This window comes from Gillisia sp. Hel_I_86 (genome assembly GCF_007827275.1).
Taxonomy (GTDB): Bacteria; Bacteroidota; Bacteroidia; order Flavobacteriales; family Flavobacteriaceae; genus Gillisia.
In genome coordinates this window covers 278,092-299,009 of record NZ_VISE01000001.1, presented here as the reverse complement: position 1 = coordinate 299,009, position 20,918 = coordinate 278,092, and the positions used below count along the sequence as shown (strand labels likewise).

The following is a 20,918-nucleotide window of genomic DNA, read 5'->3' as shown; positions in this document are numbered from 1 at the left end:
TTTGAGATGCTGAAACAAGTTCAGCATGACGAGATAGTTAGTGAATAAAACATATTTTCTTTAGTTTCAATTAAGATTTTTTTTCACTACCTATACTTCTCCTGCATCACCGATTTAATAAAATCTTCAATTTCAGAGAAAGGAGTTTTATAATCGAACCAAGTGGTTTTTTCATTTTTCCGGAACCAGGTCAACTGTCTTTTGGCATATCTACGGGAATTCATCTTGATCTCCCCTACAGCAGTTTCCAGGTCTATCCTGCCTTCAAAAAAGGCAAACAATTCTTTATATCCTACCGTATTTAAGGCATTCAACCTGTGTTTTGGATACAATGCTTGTGCTTCTTCCAGCAAACCTTCGTCCATCATAAGATCTACCCTACGATTTATACGTTCGTAAATCTCTTCTCTGGGAGCGGTAAGACCAATAGAAATTGTTTTGAAATTCCTGATTGGTTTAGGCTGATTCAAAAAAGAAGAGAACGTTTTTCCAGAACCAATACAAACCTCTAAAGCCCTAATTACCCGATGGGGATTGTTGATGTCTATCTTATTGTAATAATCTGGATCTAATTGTTCCAGCTCCGTCTTTAAAGGCCCTAAACCTTCATTTACAAGCCTGTCGTTTAGCTGTTCCCTAATTTCTTGATCTATCTCCGGAAAATTATCCAAGCCTTCAATTAAACTTTTAATATATAGTCCGCTGCCACCAACCAATATAAGAACCTCGTGGTCTTTAAAAAGCAGGTCTAGCTTTTCTATCGCTTCCCGTTCAAAATCCCCCACAGAATAATCATCTTCTATCGATTTATTGTGAATGAAATGGTGGGGGGCTGCAGCCAGTTCTTTTTTGCTTGGAGCGGCGGTACCAATAGGGATTTCTTTATAGAATTGCCGGGAATCTGCAGATAGGATCTCTGTATTGAAAGTTTGGGCAAGTTTAATGCTCAAAGCCGTTTTCCCAATGGCTGTTGGCCCAACAACACTAATTAAAATTCTAGTTTTCATTTAATTTTTTACCGCAATTATGGCAAAATTCCGAGGTTGGTTTATGATTATCTTCTCCACAGTTCTTGCATACATAAGGCTTTCGTTCATTCGGCTTGATCATATCCTTGGAAATCTCCGCCCCAACAATTCCCGTAGGCACGGCAATCACACCATAACCAACAATCATAATAAAAGAGGCGATAAACCTTCCTAAAGGAGTTAATGGGTGGATATCCCCAAAGCCTACTGTGGTAAGGGTCACTATAGCCCAGTAAATACTTAGCGGGATATTTGTAAAGCCGTTTTCTGGGCCTTCTACCAAATACATTAAAGTGCCCGTAATAATACATACTATTAATACTGCAAAAAGAAATATGCTGATCTTGGCGCGACTATTTTTTAATGCACTAATCAATTTTTGGGATTCCCCAATATATCTAGTGATTTTCAGGATCCTAAAAACCCTAAGTAAACGCAAGGCTCGCACCGCCAAGAACATATTACTCCCCCCTACAAAAAAGATGATATATGAGGGGATAGTAGAGAGTAGGTCTACAATTCCATAAAAACTGAAAATATAGTTCCTGGGTTTATTTATAGTGATGATCCTTAAAATATATTCTATACTAAAGAAAATTGTGATAATCCATTCTGCAATATAGAACTGGTCGTGATATTTAATGTTTATACTGGCAACGCTTTCCAGCATAACCAGGATAATACTTAGTACAATTAAAGCGAGTAGAACTAAATCGAACAACTTTCCCAAAGGAGTATCGGCTCCATAAATAATATGGTAAATTTTTACCCTCCAAGCTGCATGATCTTTATCAAACTTTATTTTTTTCAAATAAGGAGATTTTTAATTATTCCTAAAGTTAGGTATTTTCTTTAATTAAGAGATAAAAACCGGAATTGCCAATAACAAAAAAAGAGAGCGGATATTATATACCGGTATCTTGGGCAGCAAATTGGATGATCTTTAGTTTATGGTTCTTTCTTAGATAACTCTGGATGATATGTCGGGCATCCCTATCATTGGTCATGGGAGTAATAATAGAGCGCACAATATCTATATTGTTCATTTGATGGTTTAAATTGAAAAACCCTATTCCCTTAAATTCACCTTCTTCTACCAAAACCGCACTTTTTTCATCTATTTCCCGGCCACGATCTATCACCAGCATATTTTGATTTTGGAAATTATGAAGCGCTATAACGTCCAGGATCCGTAAATTATATTCCTCTGGCGTTTCTATATTGATGCATGCACCTTTACAGGATTTTATAGTGTAGCTGAAGCAAGGACCATCGCCAGCATGCAAGCCAGTGAGGCCCTGACAAAGTTGATGTTTCTCTATTATATTGTGTAGAACAGATTTTGCTTGCTGCAAATTTGTAAAGGTGGTGATGCTCTGTTTATGGGCATCTGATCTACCGATTTTTAGATTGATATATCCATTTTCATCCACAAATTGGTATAGGGCATAATTGAAAATAGCCTTTTTAAGAGCCTTGTTATATTTGGGCTTATTCTGCTTGATCTCTTCATGTTCTTTGAGCAAGGCAATGAGTTCATTGCCGGTAGCTTCAAAACTAACCGAGGCTACATCCTTCTGTATTTCCTTGGATTTATGATGATCGTTTGTAAAATGCTGATTGATACGCTTTCTTATGTTCTTGCTCTTGCCAATATATATAATTTCGCCCTCATCGTTGTGCAAGTAATATACGCCGGTAATAGATGGCAATTCATCTATGATCTGGATGAGTTTGGTATCTATTTGGTGTGAAGGCTCATTTCTTACGGTGGCTTTAAGGATCTCTTTTTCCAGATCTTTCGCCATTAGCATTTTAAACAACTTTACGGTTGCTAGGGCATCTCCATTGGCCCTATGCCTATCGGTTAAAGGGATTCCTAAAGATTTCACGAGTTTTCCCAAACTATAGGAGCCTTGTCCCGGGATCAGTTTTTTGGATAATTCTACAGTACAAAGGGTTTTTCGCTCAAAATCGAATCCAAGTCGGCGAAATTCCAATCTAAGGATTCTATGATCGAATTTGGAATTATGGGCAACAACAATACATCCCATAGTAATTTCCACAATTCTTTTAGCAACCTCATAAAATTTGGGTGCATTGCGAAGCATATCGTTGTTGATGCCCGTAAGTCCAACCACAAAGGGTTGGATGGGCTGTTCTGGATTAACAAGGCTAATAAATTGATCTACTACTTTGGAACCATCAAACTTGTAAATGGCTATTTCTGTAATTCCTTCTTCGTTATACTTACCACCGGTAGTCTCTATGTCTAATATTGCGTACAAAAATTCTTTTTCTTCTTAATTATAATTTCGTTCCCCAAATATAGCACTTCCTATTCGTACCATAGTGCTACCGCAGGTTATTGCTATTTTATAGTCACCACTCATTCCCATGGAAAGCACCTCAAATTGAGGGTGCTTTTTCTTGAGATCGACGTAAACAGATCTTAGATAATCGAATTCTCCTCTTACTATAGCTTCATCATCAGAGAACGTGGCCATTCCCATTAATCCTTTTACCTGGATATTATTTAATTTTTGAAATTCCGGAGAAGCTAGAATTTCCTTTGCTTCTTCTGCATCCAAACCGAATTTTGATTCTTCTTCAGCAATTTTAATTTGAAGCAAACAAGAGATGGTCCTTTCGTTCTTTTCCGCTTCCTTATTGATCTCTTTTAATAATTTAAGGCTATCAACGGCATGTATCAAACTCACAAATGGTGCCATGTATTTCACTTTGTTGCGCTGTACATGCCCAACCATATGCCATTCTATGTCTTTTGGTAGCGTTTCCCACTTCTCGGTCATTTCCTGGATCTTGTTCTCTCCAAACACCCGTTGTCCTGCATTGTAAGCTTCCAAAATGTCACTATTGGGTTTGGTTTTTGAGATAGCAACCAAGCTTACTTTTTCCCCAAGCTCCTCTTTATGTTTTTTAATGTTTTCGGAAATTTCCATTCTCTAAATTAAGTATTTATTATCCTATATGGTATTTTTAACCCTAAAACTCATAGATCGTTAATCCGCTTCTTAGTTTAGGTTCAATATAAGTGCTTTTTGGGGGCATTGTCAAGCCTTCATCTGCCACTTTTTTAAGTTCTTCAATAGTCAATGGCAACATTCCAAAACCCACGGCGAAATTACCGCTATCTACTTGAGATTTAATCTCGATCAAATCGTTTTTTCCATGGATGTAGGCAATCCTATCGTCATTGCGAAGATCCTGAATATTTAAAATAGGCTTCAATATTTTTTGATATAAAATATAGGTATCCAAATTACTCAAGGAATCCGTGAATTCATAATTTGTCTTCCGCAGATATAAAGAGTGGAATTCTCCATCCAGATACATGTTAAAATGATGTTTTTTGGTAGGTGTATAGACTTCCAGCCCTCTGCTTTCTATCCTAAACCAAAGATCCAACTGTATTAAAAACTCCTCTTTGCTCAGACCGTTTAGATCTGTGATCAATCTGCTGAATTCGAAGATCTGTAGTTTGCTTTCAGAAATAAGAAAGCTCATAAAATAATTATATGGCTCTTTGCCGGTATGATTTGGATTTGCTGCTTTGGATTCCTTGGCCAGTAAATAGGAAGAGGCACTTCTATGATGCCCATCTGCTATATAAAGTGTGGGCATAGTTTCAAATTCAGCTTTTATCTTTGCAACTTTTTCGGGGGACTCGATCTTCCATAAGATATGTTTCTCCTTATTATAGGTGGAAAACTCATATTCAGGTTCCCCTTTCATTACCTTCAGCATGAGGTTGTCCATAATTTCTGAATCGGGATAGGTCAGGAGTACCGGTTCTGTATTAAAGCCGACTACCTTTAAATAATCCTTAAAGAGGTTCTCACGGTTGGCTAGAGTGTCCTCGTGTCTTTTTATCACATTATCCTCATAATCCTGAACGCTCGCTGCGGCAATAATTCCAGAGAACATATTGGTCCTGGTAAGTATTTTATAGAAATAATAGCAAGGTGTTTTATCCTGAATAAATATTTCCTCTTCCTTAAATTCCAGATATCTATTCCTTACCAACTGAAACCTCTTCTCCCCGGTTATTTCATGCTGAAATTTATAGCCGGGATTTATGATATGCAGGAAAGAAAAAGGATTGTATTCCAACTGGGCTTTTAATTCCCCCGCACTATAATTTTCATACGGTCTGGAGGCAACCATCCCTGCCTTATCTTTGGTAGGCCTTACTGCTTTAAACGGAACTATTTTTGCCAATGATTTTTTGTTTCAGAAATTATGAAAAATTATATTTGAATGTCTGTAAAGTTTCCTAACCTAATAACGGACGTCATTCTGAACTTGTTTCAGCATCTTATAACCCTGTAATTCAATACAATAAAATGAGACCCTAAAACCCGCCCGACCGGTAAGGGCTGGTAAATTCAGGGTGACGATGCGGTATTGCCGTCATGCTGAACTTGTTTCAGCATCTATTTCATTAGAAAATCGAAAATTACGTCAAAAACCTACGCTAGGTAAATTTTTTTATCGCAGGTTTCAGGGTGACGACGAAATATTTTTATTTGTCATTTAACTCTCACTTGAGATTTCATTTGATTTAACTGAATTGTTTTGAAACGTTTTCAGCTTTCCTATTTTCAGAATAATCATAGAAACCTTCCCCAGATTTTACTCCGAGTTTTCCTGCGCGTACCATATTTGTTAATAAGGGACAAGCTGCATATTTGGGGTTTTTGAAGCCTTTGTACATTACCTCAAGTATAGAGTGGCAAACATCCAGGCCTATAAAATCTGCCAATTGCAAGGGTCCCATTGGGTGAGCCATTCCCAATTTCATCACAGTATCTATCTCATAAACTCCTGCAACACCATTGTAAAGGGTTTCAATAGCTTCATTGATCATTGGCATAAGGATCCTGTTAGCTACAAAACCGGGATAGTCGTTAACCTCTACGGGACTCTTACCAAGTTTTTCTGAAAGATCCATGATGGTTTTGGTAACCTTGTCGCTGGTATTGTATCCTCGTATGATCTCCACCAATTTCATCACCGGTACCGGATTCATAAAATGCATACCAATAACCCTTGAAGGATTGGAGATCTTAGAAGCGATCTGGGTAATAGAGATCGAAGAGGTGTTGGTAGCAAGAATAGTATCCTCAGTACAATTAGCATCCAATTGTTCGAAGATTTTCAATTTTAGATCTTCATTTTCTGTAGCAGCTTCTACTACCAATGAAACATTTTTTACTCCTGAAGGGATATCGATGAAGGTTTTAATGTTTTTTAATGTTGCTGTTTTATCTGCCTCCGTGATTTTTTCTTTTGCAAGCATTCTGTCCAAATTCTTGGAAATTGTATCCACACCTTTTTGAAGGCTTTCCTTGGAAATATCTATTAGGTTTACCTGGTATCCGCTTTGGGCAAAGGTATGGGCTATTCCGTTCCCCATGGTTCCTGCTCCAATTACTGCTATGTTCTTCATGCTGTTTTTTTAAGTAGCTATTGGTACTTGTTCCCAAATAGCTTTGTTAATTGTTGTTTGTTTGTCCGTAAAGTATCCTAAACTGAAAAAGGACGTTATTCTGTCCCGATACTTCGGAGTTTCAGAATCTTATTATAATTTAAATCACTACAATATTGAGACCCTGAAATATCCCGACGCTTCGGGACAGGGTGACGAAAGAACTTTTAGGACAAAAAACGGATATGCATAATTTCTTTTTATTTCTGAAAGTCTTTAATACTTCAATGAAGGTTTATTTCCCGAAGCTAATCTCTATTTTTTAAAACTTTCTATCACCATGTTAGCTACTTTCAAGGCTTCGGCGCCTTGTTCTAGGGTAACAACTGGTTCTGTATTATTATTTATTGCTTGCGCAAAAGATTCCAGTTCATCCAAAATCGCATTGTTGGCATCGATAGTGGGATTCTCAAAATAGATCTGTTTTTTAATCCCTTCAGCATTCTGAAGGATCATCGCAAAATCATCTGGTTCCTTGGGAGCATCCTTCATTTTTACCACCTCGCATTTGCGTTCAAGAAAATCTACCGAAATATACGCATCCCGCTGAAAAAACCGTGCTTTTCGCATATTCTTAAGGGAGATTCGGCTTGCCGTTAAATTTGCAACGCATCCATTTTCAAACTGAATTCTGGCATTGGCAATATCTGGAGTCTCACTAATAACCGATACCCCACTGGCATATACATTTTTCACCTTGGATTTCACCACACTTAAGATCACATCTATATCGTGGATCATCAAATCCAAAACCACGGGCACATCTGTCCCACGCGGATTGAACTCTGCCAATCTATGCGCTTCAATAAACATCGGTTGCCCGATCTTGTCTTTTACCGCTCTAAATGCCGGGTTAAAACGCTCTACATGGCCCACCTGCCCTTTGACTTTATGTTTTTTAGCTAAAGCAATTAATTCTTCAGCTTCCGCATAGGTGGAAGTGATAGGTTTTTCTACAAAAAGGTGTTTTCCGGCAGTGATTGCTTTTTTAGCCGTTTCAAAGTGGGTGATTGTCGGGGTTACCACATCTATCATATCTACAGCATCTATCAGGGCTTCAGCAGAAGGGAAACTTTTATAACCAAATTCGTCTTCTATATCTTTGGCTCGTTTGGTATCTCCGTCATAAAACCCTATTAACTCATATTCCGAAGATTGTTGGAGCAGTTTTAAATGGATCTTACCTAAATGACCTGCACCAAATACACCAGCTTTTAGCATGTTGTTACGTTTTCAACAAAAATAACATTTCTCGGCATAAAGCCAATATCATTTTGGTTGTAAATGAATTGGTACAAGCGTTAAATAATAATTAAAACTTAGCTTGAAGGCTTGGGTTAGATTGTTTAATTTTATGCCATAATTGCAATTTATTAAGTTGAAGGATACATTTAGACATCGGGGGAAAAGGCAACAATTGGCAGCAATTGTGGAGGCAAAAGGGGTAAAGGACAAAAAGGTTTTGGCTGCAATCAACAAGATTCCCAGACACCTGTTTATGGATAGTGGTTTTGAAGACCATGCATACCAGGATAAAGCATTTCCAATCGCTGCAGATCAAACTATTTCCCAACCCTATACCGTTGCTTTTCAAACCGAATTATTGGAGATCAAAAAAGGGGATAGCGTACTGGAAATTGGTACAGGAAGCGGCTACCAGACCGCTGTTTTATGTGAGTTAGGGGCTAAAGTTTATAGCATAGAACGCCAACGCGAGTTGTATAAAAAAACCAAAGTGTTCTTATCTAAAATTGGCTATAGGCCCAAATATTTAAGTTTTGGGGATGGATATAAAGGCTTGGAAGAATATGCGCCCTACGATAAGATTATCGTGACCGCTGGTGCGCCCTATGTTCCAAATGCGTTATTGGCTCAATTAAAAGTGGGGGGACGCTTAGTGATCCCAGTAGGAGAAAATGTGCAGGTAATGACCCTTTATATAAGAAAATCTGCCAAGGAATTCGATAAAAAAGAATTTGGTGATTTTAGGTTTGTTCCCCTTTTAGAGGATAAGAATTAGACTGATTTCATGGTTTTGTCTCCCTGAGGGGAGTCGAAGGGTCAAATAACATCTCGACTACGCTCGATGTGACAAAAGAATAAAACTGTCATTCTGAAAGTAGTGTAAAGTATTGAAGATTCTCAAGAGCAAGTGTTTTTAACCAAGAGATCCCTCCTGTCGTCGGGATGACAGTAAAATATTTTTGTCATTCAAAAGGAAACTTAGTGTGCTAAAGAACCTTTAAGTAAAAAAGCATCTCGACTACGCTCGATATGACAAAAGAATTAAACTGTCATTCTGAAAGTAGTGTATCGTATTGAAGAATCTCAAGAGCAAATGTTTTTATTTCGAGATCCTACATTGAGGGTTCTATTCATTGTGGTAATTTAAATAATTTGTCTGTTTGAGTTCTTCGACTGCGCTCAGGATAAACTGAATTCGAGAACTTTTGGACTGAACAAATAGGTTTCCCTCGAGGCATCGGGGCACTCAACCTGAAAAACCTGTAGCAAGTTTTGAACAGGCTATATTCAGATTTGTCGTCATGCTGAACTTGTTTCAGTATCTTAGGAAATACTAAGAAGACCCCTGAAACAAGTTGGGCATAATTTTCACGCAACCTTTTACAATTTTAGTGTCATATATATAAATGGAACACATGAAAAAAATTATAATACTTATAATTTCCTTTATTGCTCTAAGTTGTAGCAAGAATGATGATGACTTTATCGGTTCTATAGAAACGGATATTAACTTTATGCCAGTAGAAATTTATAACAATTCAAATATATCTGAAAATCCTAGGTTAAAACTTAAACTAATAACAAGAGAAGAATTTCCTTGCTACAATTACAGTTTAATTACAACGCAATCTATAGAAGATAATGAACTAATAATACGACTTGAAAAAATATCAGTTCCAACAATTTGCCTTACTGCCATTGGTCCGGCAACTTCTTACATTGATTTGCCAGAAAAAATCAACAAAATAACTTTTATTAATGGGAATACTATTGACCAATATTCCATTACAATAAATCAAGAAAAGATTTCTATAAACATTATTGATAATAATTTTACGCATTTATTATTTAATCAAACTTTTAGATATCCTCCCAATTCATTTGCTTATGTCTCTGGGACAAATATTGATAATACAGAAATTTATGAGCAGTTTTTAGAAGTCCTTAAAGAAAATCCTAATTTCACGGAATTTGAGTTTGAAGGAGAAGGAAGAATACCTTATCCTACTACTTCAGATGGACATTGGGTTAACCATCCTTCTAAATACTTTAAATACACAGATTACGAAGAATTTGAAAATTTAAAATCAATTCTCAAGAATTTTTCAGAGGAAAATATTGAGGAAAATTCAGGTGTTTCTATTTCGATTTACGGCTGGAATAATATAAGTTATCATAGTTGGCTAAGTAACTAAAAACCATTAGCCAACAAGTCGGTTAAGCGCAAATAGCGGGTATTCCAATGAAAAGTGTTATTTTAGAGACCAAGTAAAAACCAACAAAGCCGACAAGAATGCGTCCCCACTCCACGCTACTTGCCAAGACCGTTCAGGGTGACGGAATGGGATGGTCAAGTATTTACTGGACGAAAATGGATTTTCATTAAATCTAAAGATTACCTACTCAAAAATCCCTAAAAACTTAAGTCCGAAGATAAAGGCTGCTTCTGTTTTTCCTTGATACTTAGAGACTACATAATCAAGTCTTAATAATCGGTACTTTCCAAAGCCTAAATTGTCTATTCCCACAGAAAACTCTGTGTAGGGTTTGTTGTTTTCTATAGAAAGCGCATGCGCTCCAAGGATCAAATTATAATTCAGTTTATTGATTAGGGGAAGTTTCCCTAAGATCCAACCCTGAAAATCCTGTTCGGCATGTAGCTCCAAATAGTTGTTTTTGGTGCTCAGTTCATAATAAGGCAATAAATTGAATTTATTGAGGTAACTACCACTGCCAATACGCGTCTGATTGCCATTAAAATGCTGATAGTCCAAATAAGAGATCTCATTAGCATTTAGAAAAGCACCGCCTTTTAACGTATATTGAAAATCCCCTTTATTGCCAAGATTTACGCTTTGTATCAATGCCACGCGAACCTGATCGAAATTATATTCAGAAATATCGCTGGCAAAACCTTTCTCGTATGTGATCCATAAAGTTGGAAATTTATTAGAAGGGACATTTACTTTACTATCGGGATAACTCATGTATTTCTGGCCAAAATCTATTCTTCCGGAAACATTCAACTTAAAAATATGGTGATCTTCAAAAGGCGCACTTTCAAAATTTTCTGGCTGTAACGGATTATTGGAGGTATAAGCAACATCATCTTGATTGATCCAAGAATTATCACTGGTATTAAATAATGCATTTCGTTGCTGATAACTAACATCTGAAAACAATCTAAATCCGTTAAAAAGCTCTTGCTGGTAGGAGATTTCAGCAAACTGTTTTTCGTATAATTTCAAATAATTTCGCTCGAAAAACAAACTGGTGATATCGTTTATTCTTTCTGAAATTGGTAAAGTTGGATTTATTTGTGCAGTTGCTACTCCTGCTTCCACATTTAAAATAGGCTTGGAGATATTGTTGAATTTCTTTTGAAAACCTGCTGTTATCCTGAAACGATCATCGCTAAAGCCATAATTCATCTTAGAATAGATCCTCCAATACTTTCTGAAATTATCATCCAGATTCTTTCGATAGGAAACATCTATAGAAGTATTATATCCTTGAACGGTATTGTAGTGAGTTCCAAATAAGGGAGAAGAGATGCTAAATCGCTGCTTTTTGTAGGTTTTCCCATAGCTATATCCAAAAAGCAGATTGGAGATTGAAAATTTATTTTGGGCGGTATCTACAGAGTCCAGGTATTTTTTGGAACTTTTTAGTTCTTGGATACTATCCTTCTTCACATAATCTGTTAGCTCTTCTGTCGTTAAGGGTACCGGCCTGATATTGTTCCAGTACAGAGAATCTTTTTTGTTGGCCTGATTTGCAAAACTTAACACCTCTCTCGTAAAGGTCCTTTTTTCGAATTGAGGTTCAAAATTATAATTGCTATAAACCGCGGTAAACCTTCCATCCCCGCCAATCCCAAACATCGAAAAGCTAAAATCCACCGCCTGACTTATCTTGATCCAGAATTTATTTTCTTCAGAATATTTAAAGTTTTGCGTAAAAGTGAGTTCTTCAATTGGTGGCACCTGAATGGCCTGTCCGGTGGTTTTAAGTTCGGTTCCATAGATTTGCCAGGTATCTTCGACTATATAAATAAACCCGCTAAAAACCCGATCTTTTGGGCGTTTAGGATTTACTTGGATCTTATTTATTAGGGTGCCTTCATCATAAAAAACGCCTTCTAATTTATAATCGTAATAATTGAACGCATAATCGGCGATGGGTGAGACAATCTCTGCATTGAGGTTTATGGTATTGTTATAAAAGGAGAAATCGGATTCTTCGGCAGAATTTAAGCTGAAACCATTGTCATTCCCACTCACTTTGGAGGCGATTATTTTTTCTTTAAAATCATCTGGAGCACGAAAAGTGATTTCAGAAATAGTTTCACTTAAATATATAATTCCGCTTCGGGTAGAATCCAAGCCGCCACCAAGATCTCCAAGTTCTTGTCCCAAAATCTTTTCTGGGGCATTCTTAATCCGCCATAATCCACGGGAATAATAATTGGCCGTGTATTGCTCTAGTTTTGCAAGGTTTTTCTTTCTGCTCGCAATGGCATTTCTAATAATCCTATCAGCAGGATTGTCTTTAGAGTTGATGGTAACCTCATCCAAATTGGTTGTTTCTGAATTTAATTGGACATCCAATTGAAATGGAAATTTATCTACAAGGATCTTTTTTTTACGGGTTTGGTACCCTAAAAATTGAAAGACCAATTCATATTCGCCCTTTTTGGATAATCGAAGCTCGTAATTTCCATCTTCGTTTGTGGTAGTTCCATGTGCACCATCTTCAGTATAAATATTTACATAGGAGAGTGGGAGGCCGTTATTGTCCCTAACTGTACCTGTAACCTGTGCAAATGAAAATCGGGAAATAAGGAAAAGAAATAGGAGGAGTTTTAAGCTACCTTTCATATATAGAAGTTTTACCCTTGCAAAATAACCAAATAATAGGAATGGGGGTGGGGCTTAATTAAAGTCTTTTTTAATTCTATCTAAATTGCGCTTATTGTCCCTGTCTTTCATGGTTTCTCGTTTGTCGTATAACTTTTTACCTTTTGCCAATGCGATCTTGAGTTTTGCAATTCCACGATCATTTATAAACAGGTTGGTAGGAATAATGGTGAGACCGGTATTCTTGACCTCTTTCTCCAGTTTTTTAAGTTCCCGTTTTTGCATTAGCAATTTACGCTCACTTTTAGGATTATGATTGAAATGTGTAGCGTGGGAATACTCTTCTACATGCATGTTGATCACAAAGAGCTCGTGGTTCTGGAATTCACAAAAACTCTCGGTAATAGATGCTTTCCCCATACGAATTGCTTTGATTTCTGTCCCGGCAAGTTTAATTCCTGCCACATAGGTTTCCAGAAATTCATATTCAAATTTCGCTTTGCGGTTTTTTATGTTGATGGTATTCTTCATAGAGGCACAAAAATAGGAAGGTTTCTTTAGAAATTCCTATAATGATTTTGTAAAGTTTTAAGATCGTTCTTTTCTAAATAGGTATATGGTAAAACACCTAATAATGGGCAAATTAGAACATATATTGTCACGTCGAGCCTTTCGTCTACGCTCAAGACAGGCTAAAGTCGAGACGTTTTTGTTTGACCTTTCGACTCCGCTCAAGGTGACAAAAACTTACTCTAGGTGTCTAAATGGACCATCATAATAATTATAAAGGAATTTGCCAAGTGTAAGGAAATTGGAATTAAAGAGTCTTAAAAAATGGATATTCTGAATAATAAATATTCTATTCTGCTAATTTTTTTATCTTAGCGCCTATTAAAATTGAACTATGAGATACCTTTTAATATTTGCTTTGTTAGTATTATTTACTGCCTGCCAGAATGAAAAAGAACAACTTTCTGCAGAGGAGATTATCAATAAAACCATTGCAAATGCAGGTGGGGATAACTACAAAAATGCAACCATCGAATTTAAGTTCCGCGATAATAAATACAAGAGTGTGCGCAATGGAGGGGAATTTCTTTTAGAACGTGAAATTAGAGATTCCTTGGGTACCATTCGGGATGTAGTGAGCAACACCGGATACAAACGATTTTTAAATGATAGTTTGGTCACCGTGCCAGACAGTATGGTGGTTAAGTATACTGGCAGTATTAATTCTGTTCATTATTTTGCACATTTGCCTTATGGCCTAAACGACAAAGCTGTCAATAAAAAACTGGAGGGGGATTCAGAAATCAATGGGATGCCTTATTACCAGTTAAAAGTTACTTTTAGCCAGGATGGTGGAGGTGCAGATCATCATGATGAATTTTTATATTGGATCCATAAAGAAAATTTCACCATAGATTACCTAGCTTATAAATTTCATGTAAATGAAGGGGGACTAAGATTTAGAAAGGCGTATAACCCGCGTGTAATCAAAGGAATTCGGTTTGTGGATTACAAAAACTATGTGCAGGAGGATTTTAATACAGATCTATGCCAGTTGGATGAGTTGTTCGAAGAAGGCAAACTCGAATTGTTGTCTAAAATTGAGACAGAAGATATTCGTGTAGAGTTGAAAAAATCTTAAGTTCAATTTAATTTACCGGAAAAGATTCTCTTTATATTATGGTCCGATGGCTCTAATGAGAAGGGATATACCCGTTGTTTACCAGATCCATCGGTTCTAAGATCTCTATTTTATTTCCATTTTTTAGAAGAAAATTGGAATGGGTGATGTCTAGAACATCACGGTAATAATGATCTGTTACAATAATTCCCTTGGTTTGGCTTAGGTTTTGTAAAAGTTCCTTGAGGAGCTCTTTGTAAAGAGGTTCCAACATGGAGAATGGTTCATCTAGCATGATAAATGGGTGATCTAAAGACCCTACCAGCAATGTTTCCAAATATCTTAGCTGTCCCATGGATAATTTCCCGATTTGGGTATGATCGAATTTAGAAACCCCTTGGGCATAAAAAACTTTGTTCTGCTTTTCTTCATCATCGCAAAAAAGGGGAATGATATCCCTAACTTTAGTGCTCTTTGGTAAAAAACTATCTTGTGGAAGATAGCCAATAAGTTGGCGTGGGATTATCTCTTTGGGTTCAATAATTTCTGAATCAAATTTAATCTGAATATGATTGGCAGGCAAAGTTCCAAAAATCATTTTTAAGAGGCTTGATTTTCCGCTACCGTTCCTTCCGAAGATGCCCAAAATCTCTCCTATTTTCAGCTCAAAAGCAATATTCTCCAGAACCTTTTTTTTGCCGAATGATTTATAAGCTCCGCTTATCTCTAAAAGATGACTCATAATTTATATAGCTAAAGCGATTATGAACAATGGAAGAGCAATAATGAGATTGAGCACCCAAACTATTTTTAACAATTTCAACTTACTAAATCCCAGATTGTAATAGAGGTTGTATTCGTTGTTCTTAAAGTATTGGAAGGCAAAGCGGCCTACAAAAATTCCAAGCGTACAAAACATAAAGATGGCCCAGTACCTATTGAATAGATACATGATGAAAATAGAAAAAATCAAATTCACGATATTAACATCTATATAATAGCTCCACAGTGCCCGTACATTCATTTTCTGGATTTTTTAAATAAATTCTGCTTTGATGAAGTTATTGTTTTTAATCTAGAACATTCCTCAATGGCTCTACCTCCTTTAGGTTTTTTTTATTTTCAGTTTAACCTAAAAGGTGCAAAACAATCTTGATTTCTTTAATCCCTCATTGAGGGTTTAATTCCCCGAGGCTTGCCTCGAATTTCTAAAATTATTTTCCAATGCATACCTCGTGGGCTTGCCCCGAGGTGTTTGATTTTTATGGATTGATGCCATACCCGCCTATTATTTTAATTTCCTTAATTCTTTCTGGTGGCGAAGCCAATAGGGGCGTAGCTTGAGAAATAAGCTCTTTAACCCCAATGACTGATAAAAAGTTATAGTGATCTTCCTTGGAATCCCAAATTTCCGTGGTCCATATGGTGTTTGGATCTTCACTATCTATGCTCACTAAATATAATTGACAGCCTTTCGCCCTTGAAACCAACTCTGAAGCTTTTAATAATATAGAAGATAATTTATGCCCATTATCTTCCGTAGATTTGAATTTTACGCTAAGACCGTATTTATACATACTTTAAATTTTGTAGGGTGGTTAATCCTATAAATTTATGATATTATTTCTAAATATGTACAATAGCATGTTTTAGGCTTTACGAAATCCAACTAAAAGTCGGTTTTTACTTATAAAAACAAATAAAATCACCTTTTCACCTTAAATTCGTATATTTCGATCCATTCTTTATAGGTCATTTTTGAAGCGAGTTCAGCAATTAATTCAAAAGGAATTTGTTCTGGTTTTTTAAACCTAATACAGCTTTTCTCCATATCGAGCTTTAGTTTGCCATGCTTGGGATATTCGCTTACAGTGGCTGCTTTTATTGGCATTTATCGGTTTGGTTGCTAGTTCATTTTTCCGTTTCTCAGGTTGATCCCAGTATATAGGTATGCCTTTAGCGAACAAATAAAATCTGTCCAACCTTGAGTTTGCTGAAGGGCTTTGGCAATACCTTCTTTATTAGTTTCAAATGAATCTTCAGTAATAACCAGCTTGGTCTTGTTCTTTTCTTCAGAAAAAAGGGAGATAGATACTCGCGTCTTAATGCCACTCGCTTCCCAATTGAAAGTGATCTGCTCATTTTCTATCACTTTTAATACCTCTACATTCAATTCTACATTATAGTCCTTAAATACCCAAGTAACCTTATTTCCTTCGGAAAGTTGATCGCTGGCGTTGGATACAAAATATTTTGTTATTTGAACAGGATCTATAATGCTGTTAAACACCTTTTCCAAGGGCCGCACTACATGGTCTGTAACCTTTACTTGAATGTTCATTATTTATGGTTTCAATTTATAGTGTCTTTATAAAAATTAAAACAGCTTTACTTTCATTTTTTTATATCGGTTAAGATCCAACACATCACCCATTAAAAATTTCCCTGTCACTTTTAAATAGGGTTTTGTAACTCCTTTTGGTAAATCAAAGATCAAGGTAGTGGTTTCTTCAGATTTTGGATGGGTGTGATACTCCTCTTGCCATCCAAAGGGTTCTCTATCATTTAGCTTAATTTGAAGCTCTTTATTATTGTTGTAAATATTTCCTTTAGCATCTACTATATATGCAATGGAATTATTCCAAGTATGCTCTACAACTTCGGCATTGTTAATCACTTTAAAATTAATCCTATATCGCTTGGTATATTCATCTATAGATAAAACCTTGAAATCTGTCACGAGATACTCGAAGTCGTCATGATGGATACTTTCATTCAACCCAATTTCGAGGTCTTCGGAATTCATCTTGCAGGAAAGTGATAATCCCATTATTAGAATTAAAAAAAATAGAGGTAATTTAAGACTTTTCATTCGTACTTATTATTATTTAAAAAAAAATGAATTTTATTTAAAATAAAGATAGGGTAGTTTTTTTTAGTCTTGTTGTCCTAAAATGGGAATTACAAGGGTTATAAGGATAGAAATACTTATAATAATTTAAAAATACGAAAAATGAACATCAGGTACAATTTAATTGTTCAGGTTCTAGCTTGGAGAAGTGTTGATAATGAGAAAATATTCGTTCACTTCCTTGGGGAAGGGTTGGGGGCGAGTTTGAATAATTTATACTGTCATCCCTCCTAAATCCTTGCTGGCAAAAAGGTGGGCTCTGTCTTTGGGAAGGACTTTAAAAAGCACAGTGCTACCCTCTAGGCTTTCTTTTAAATACATACAGGATCTTGAATTCCACTGGTTCAAGTTTAAAATAGGTGTAGGCGGTATATGTGATGATTTTATGAATGTTAGTTAGACTTTAGAATTTCTGTAAATCAATTCGTTGTGTTTTTTAATAAAAAATACTGTCATTCCGAACGAAGAATGAGGAGGAATCTAATTCTATAAGGATTTCTCGTCGCTCCTACTTCTTCCCTTAACGGAACTGTCAAAACGACAAAAATTTTCTATCGAACTCGGTTTATCAACAAAAAAAAATCCGCATTCAATTTTTGATTGAATGCGGGTTATATAAGCTTTTATTGTGTTCTAGAATTTGAAAGCAAGATTGGTAAATATTCTTGTACCATCAATTCCAAATTGAGTGGTTTGCCAAGGATATTTAAACCTTCCTACGAAATCCAAGTTTCTGTCATTAGGTACACCTCCATTAGCGCTATACGCATCGGCGAAAGTATCTGGATATACATTAAATAAATTATTAGCTCCAGCAGTTAAAGTAATTTTTTCTGTGAAATCATAACTAAAACTAAGGTCAGTTAATAATTTACCTCCATAAGTAGCATCATCTGCCGGGTTACTTGGGTGTCTATAAGTAACTTTTCCGTAGTGCATCATGGATAAGTTCGTGGAGAATTTATCCAGGTTGTAATTTACTGAACCTATAATCTTAGATCTTGGTCTCCAAGATTCTACACGAGATACATCTTCTCTAGAGAACAAGGCATCCCCTAAATTGTTATCCTCAATGAATTCTGGAAACTGGGTGCTTCTAACTTCAGTTTTATTAAAGTTGGCAGCAATACTACCACCCAAATACCCTTTTCCTAGTTCTATATTGTCATAACTAAATACGATATCTATTCCTTTGGTACGTGTATTAATTGCATTTAAAAAGAATCCTGCAGCTCCTACATTCACGCTAGACAATGTTTGGTCTATTGGACTTGTAGGATCTCCGGTTGGAGTTACCTGGCCAGAAAGCACAATTCTATCATCTACATCTATTTGGTACACATCCATTGTTAATCCAATTTGTCTACTAAATCGGTAAGTTAAACCTGCTCCAATATTAAAGGAAGTTTCAGCATCTAATTTTGGAATCCCCAATGCACGTAAAGCTGGATTGGCATTGTTCAAAATTCCATTTTGTTGAATCCCATTTTCGGTAAGGGTAGTAGTAATAGCAGTATAATAAATTTGGTGTAAAGAAGGTGCCCTAAAACCACTGCTTAAAGATCCCCTAAGTGATAACTTATCATTTAGTGCTTTATACCTTGTGTTTAATTTCCAACTTACATTAGAGCCAAAGTCTGAATAATTCTCATAACGCAAAGCACCTCCAAGGAGAAAGTCTTCCGTAATATCTGCAGTAACATCTGTATATATTCCTAAATTGCTTCTATAATCATTGGAAGCATTTTCAGGTCTAAAACCACCAAAAGATTCAGATCCAGTTCTATCTGATGGATCATCCGGGGTTCCATCACCATAAGAAGCAAACTCACCTTCCTCAGTAACAAAACGTTCTGTTCGGTGCTCTGCCCCAAAGGCTACAGTAAGTGCATTTAATCCTGTGTCCTCAAACGATCTTACGATATCCAGATTATTTACGACATGGCTAAATTGATGTGCCCCATTATAAAAGTCTGATGGGCTACTTGCTCCAAAAGATTGATTGAAGGAATTTTCAATATAGTAATCTATTCTATTCTGTCCCATGGTAGAACTTAAGTCGAAATCCCACTTATTAAAAGTAGTTCTTAAACCTAAAGCAAGAGTGTAATCATTAATTCTAGGTGCCATCTCTGCCAAGAAAAATTCTGTACCTGGATAAATTTGCTCAAAACCGGGAACCCAGTAAGGTACTCTGGCAAATTGTGGAGAAGATCCACTTCTATTGGCTAGGGTACCAAAGGAATAAATTTCGGTATTGCTTTCCTCATCTAAGGTATAACCAGTGTTGTAAGTGAAATTAGTAATGGTCATATCTGGCGTTCCTACTTGGAACCCTGCTCCCGGGTTGCGTTGCAAAAATGATTGTAAATCTGATGTGGAAAAATCTGAATCGTCTGTAACTCCCCAATAATTCGCCTCATCTTCTAAGCTGGTTATTTCGCCTGCTCTTTGAGTTCTTTTAGAATCGAAATAATTAAAAGTGAAGTTGGCAAAACCTTTATCGGCTATATTTACTCCAAATCCAGTTTCAATTTGATATTGTTCTCCGTCACCTTCTGTAGTTACACTATAACTTGTGTTTATAAATGGATCTGATTTTTTCTTTAAAACCAGATTTACTACTCCGGCAACAGCATCAGAGCCATATTGGGCTGCAGCACCATCCCTTAAAATCTCTACACGCTCTAAGGCTGCAGAAGGTATTGATTTCATATCTACTCCAACCTCACCACGTCCAGGGGTTACATAGCTATATACTAATGCACTTGCATTCTTTCTTTTGCCATTTACCAATACTAATGTTCTACTTGGAAACAAGCCCCTAAGATCTGCAGGACTAAAATGTGCTGCAGCATCAGATACAGGTTGTTCTGTAGAATTATAAGATGGTACTTTATACATAAGTTGCTGATCCAGCACTCCTTTACCGGTTTGTTTTAATTCTGAAGTTGAAATATTATCAACCGGTACCGGGGAATCGAAAGATGTTCTAGGTTTCCCGCGACTTCCAACAATTATAACGTCGTCTAATCTTGCGGCATCATCTTCTAATATAATATTAATTATAGTTTGTTCTGCAATAACAATTTCAACTGTTTTAAAACCAATATAGCTTATTACAAGAATAGATTCAGCTTCAACATCAATACTAAAATTACCATCAAAATCTGTGGAGGTCCCTCTTGATGTGCCTTTAACAAACACATTAACTCCAGGCAATGGCATACCATTAGTATTGGTTATCGTACCTGATATCTGTTTTTGTTGATTATTTTTAATAAATATATCGGGCTTTTCGTTAATTACAATTGAATTATTTTCTAAAACTTCAAAATCGTAATTGCTAACTGAAAAACATTTCTTCAGCAATTCATTAAGTCTAATAGTTCCTTTAGTTATTTGAACCTCAGGTAGACCGTTAAATAAATCGGTTTGATAAATAAATTTATAATCCGTTTGATTACTAATTATTTTGAAAACTTCATCAATTGTTACTGTTCTATCTTGGTTTATTTTCACTTTAACATTTTGAGATAAAACATTATTTGGCGTGAAGCTGAAAGTTACAGAGCAGAAAAAGAATATTAAAGTTTTCATGATGTTTGTTAGCAGTTTTTTTCTGGAAAAAAGCAAAACTTTAGTTGGTTTAATTTTCATAAATTTGCGTGTGTAAATTGGTTAAAATTAATTGATTAATCACATAAGGGGGAGGAGATTTTTAGCGGTGAGA

18 protein-coding genes and 1 pseudogene are annotated in these 20,918 nt (G+C 36.1%); 3 read left to right on the top strand and 16 right to left on the bottom strand.

Annotated features, from left to right (window positions below; translation table 11 throughout):
• Positions 1-86: 86 nt before the first annotated feature.
• The 7 genes from miaA to JM83_RS01245 all read right to left on the bottom strand — a co-directional run bounded on the left by miaA (position 87) and on the right by JM83_RS01245 (position 7,761).
• A complete protein-coding gene (gene miaA / locus JM83_RS01275) occupies positions 87-1,007 on the bottom strand; it encodes a tRNA (adenosine(37)-N6)-dimethylallyltransferase MiaA (RefSeq protein ID WP_144958638.1) in 921 nt (306 codons plus the stop codon).
• Positions 997-1,839, bottom strand: a complete 843-nt coding sequence (locus JM83_RS01270; protein WP_144958636.1) for an ion transporter — start codon at positions 1,837-1,839, stop codon at positions 997-999. Before JM83_RS01270 ends, miaA begins: the two co-directional genes overlap by 11 nt.
• 94 nt (positions 1,840-1,933) lie before the next feature.
• On the bottom strand, positions 1,934-3,316 hold the full coding sequence (locus JM83_RS01265; RefSeq protein ID WP_144958634.1) for an exonuclease domain-containing protein: 1,383 nt from the start codon (positions 3,314-3,316) through the stop codon (positions 1,934-1,936).
• 15 nt (positions 3,317-3,331) lie between these two features.
• The gene (locus tag JM83_RS01260) at positions 3,332-3,991 is read right to left on the bottom strand and encodes a YggS family pyridoxal phosphate-dependent enzyme (protein WP_144958632.1); all 660 of its coding nucleotides are present in this window, start codon (positions 3,989-3,991) and stop codon (positions 3,332-3,334) included.
• A gap of 43 nt (positions 3,992-4,034) precedes the next feature.
• Positions 4,035-5,270, bottom strand: coding sequence for a DUF1015 domain-containing protein (locus JM83_RS01255; protein WP_144958631.1), 1,236 nt, complete (start codon positions 5,268-5,270; stop codon positions 4,035-4,037).
• 343 nt (positions 5,271-5,613) lie between these two features.
• Positions 5,614-6,501, bottom strand: a complete 888-nt coding sequence (locus JM83_RS01250; protein WP_144958629.1) for a 3-hydroxyacyl-CoA dehydrogenase family protein — start codon at positions 6,499-6,501, stop codon at positions 5,614-5,616.
• Positions 6,502-6,795: 294 nt separating this feature from the next.
• Entirely contained in the window at positions 6,796-7,761 is a 966-nt protein-coding gene (locus JM83_RS01245; protein WP_144958627.1) for a Gfo/Idh/MocA family protein, read from the bottom strand.
• A 157-nt stretch (positions 7,762-7,918) separates the two neighbouring features.
• Between JM83_RS01245 and JM83_RS01240 the strand changes: the two genes are divergently transcribed.
• Both JM83_RS01240 and JM83_RS01235 read left to right on the top strand, forming a co-directional pair.
• Entirely contained in the window at positions 7,919-8,560 is a 642-nt protein-coding gene (locus JM83_RS01240) for a protein-L-isoaspartate(D-aspartate) O-methyltransferase (RefSeq protein ID WP_144963659.1), read from the top strand.
• Positions 8,561-9,200: 640 nt separating this feature from the next.
• Positions 9,201-9,980: a hypothetical protein gene (locus JM83_RS01235; RefSeq protein WP_144958625.1), complete on the top strand. Its 780-nt coding sequence runs from the start codon at positions 9,201-9,203 to the stop codon at positions 9,978-9,980.
• Positions 9,981-10,184: 204 nt separating this feature from the next.
• On the opposite strand, the gene JM83_RS01230 is transcribed toward JM83_RS01235, so the two are convergent.
• Entirely contained in the window at positions 10,185-12,665 is a 2,481-nt protein-coding gene (locus JM83_RS01230) for a DUF5686 and carboxypeptidase regulatory-like domain-containing protein (protein ID WP_144958623.1), read from the bottom strand.
• Between the two features lie 54 nt (positions 12,666-12,719).
• Positions 12,720-13,175: an SsrA-binding protein SmpB gene (gene smpB, locus JM83_RS01225; RefSeq protein WP_144958621.1), complete on the bottom strand. Its 456-nt coding sequence runs from the start codon at positions 13,173-13,175 to the stop codon at positions 12,720-12,722.
• Positions 13,176-13,548: 373 nt separating this feature from the next.
• On the opposite strand from smpB, the gene JM83_RS01220 reads away from it, so the two are divergent.
• Positions 13,549-14,295, top strand: a complete 747-nt coding sequence (locus JM83_RS01220; RefSeq protein WP_144958619.1) for a DUF6503 family protein — start codon at positions 13,549-13,551, stop codon at positions 14,293-14,295.
• A gap of 52 nt (positions 14,296-14,347) precedes the next feature.
• Here JM83_RS01220 and JM83_RS01215 read toward each other — a convergent pair whose 3' ends face one another.
• From JM83_RS01215 to JM83_RS01185, 7 genes and pseudogenes are all read right to left on the bottom strand, one after another.
• Positions 14,348-15,016: an ATP-binding cassette domain-containing protein gene (locus JM83_RS01215; RefSeq protein ID WP_144958617.1), complete on the bottom strand. Its 669-nt coding sequence runs from the start codon at positions 15,014-15,016 to the stop codon at positions 14,348-14,350.
• A 3-nt stretch (positions 15,017-15,019) separates the two neighbouring features.
• Positions 15,020-15,298, bottom strand: coding sequence for a hypothetical protein (locus tag JM83_RS01210; protein ID WP_144958615.1), 279 nt, complete (start codon positions 15,296-15,298; stop codon positions 15,020-15,022).
• A 238-nt stretch (positions 15,299-15,536) separates the two neighbouring features.
• Positions 15,537-15,851, bottom strand: coding sequence for a putative quinol monooxygenase (locus JM83_RS01205; RefSeq protein ID WP_144958613.1), 315 nt, complete (start codon positions 15,849-15,851; stop codon positions 15,537-15,539).
• A 128-nt stretch (positions 15,852-15,979) separates the two neighbouring features.
• Positions 15,980-16,144: pseudogene (locus tag JM83_RS01200) on the bottom strand (DUF1801 domain-containing protein); the annotation flags it as partial.
• Between the two features lie 36 nt (positions 16,145-16,180).
• Positions 16,181-16,615 carry an SRPBCC domain-containing protein gene (locus JM83_RS01195; protein ID WP_144958611.1) on the bottom strand — a complete coding sequence of 145 codons (435 nt, stop codon included), beginning with the start codon at positions 16,613-16,615 and terminating at the stop codon, positions 16,181-16,183.
• A gap of 36 nt (positions 16,616-16,651) precedes the next feature.
• Positions 16,652-17,104 (bottom strand): hypothetical protein, encoded by a 453-nt coding sequence (locus JM83_RS01190; protein WP_144958609.1) that lies wholly within the window; start codon positions 17,102-17,104, stop codon positions 16,652-16,654.
• 714 nt (positions 17,105-17,818) lie between these two features.
• On the bottom strand, positions 17,819-20,785 hold the full coding sequence (locus JM83_RS01185) for a TonB-dependent receptor (protein WP_144958607.1): 2,967 nt from the start codon (positions 20,783-20,785) through the stop codon (positions 17,819-17,821).
• Positions 20,786-20,918: the final 133 nt, after the last annotated feature.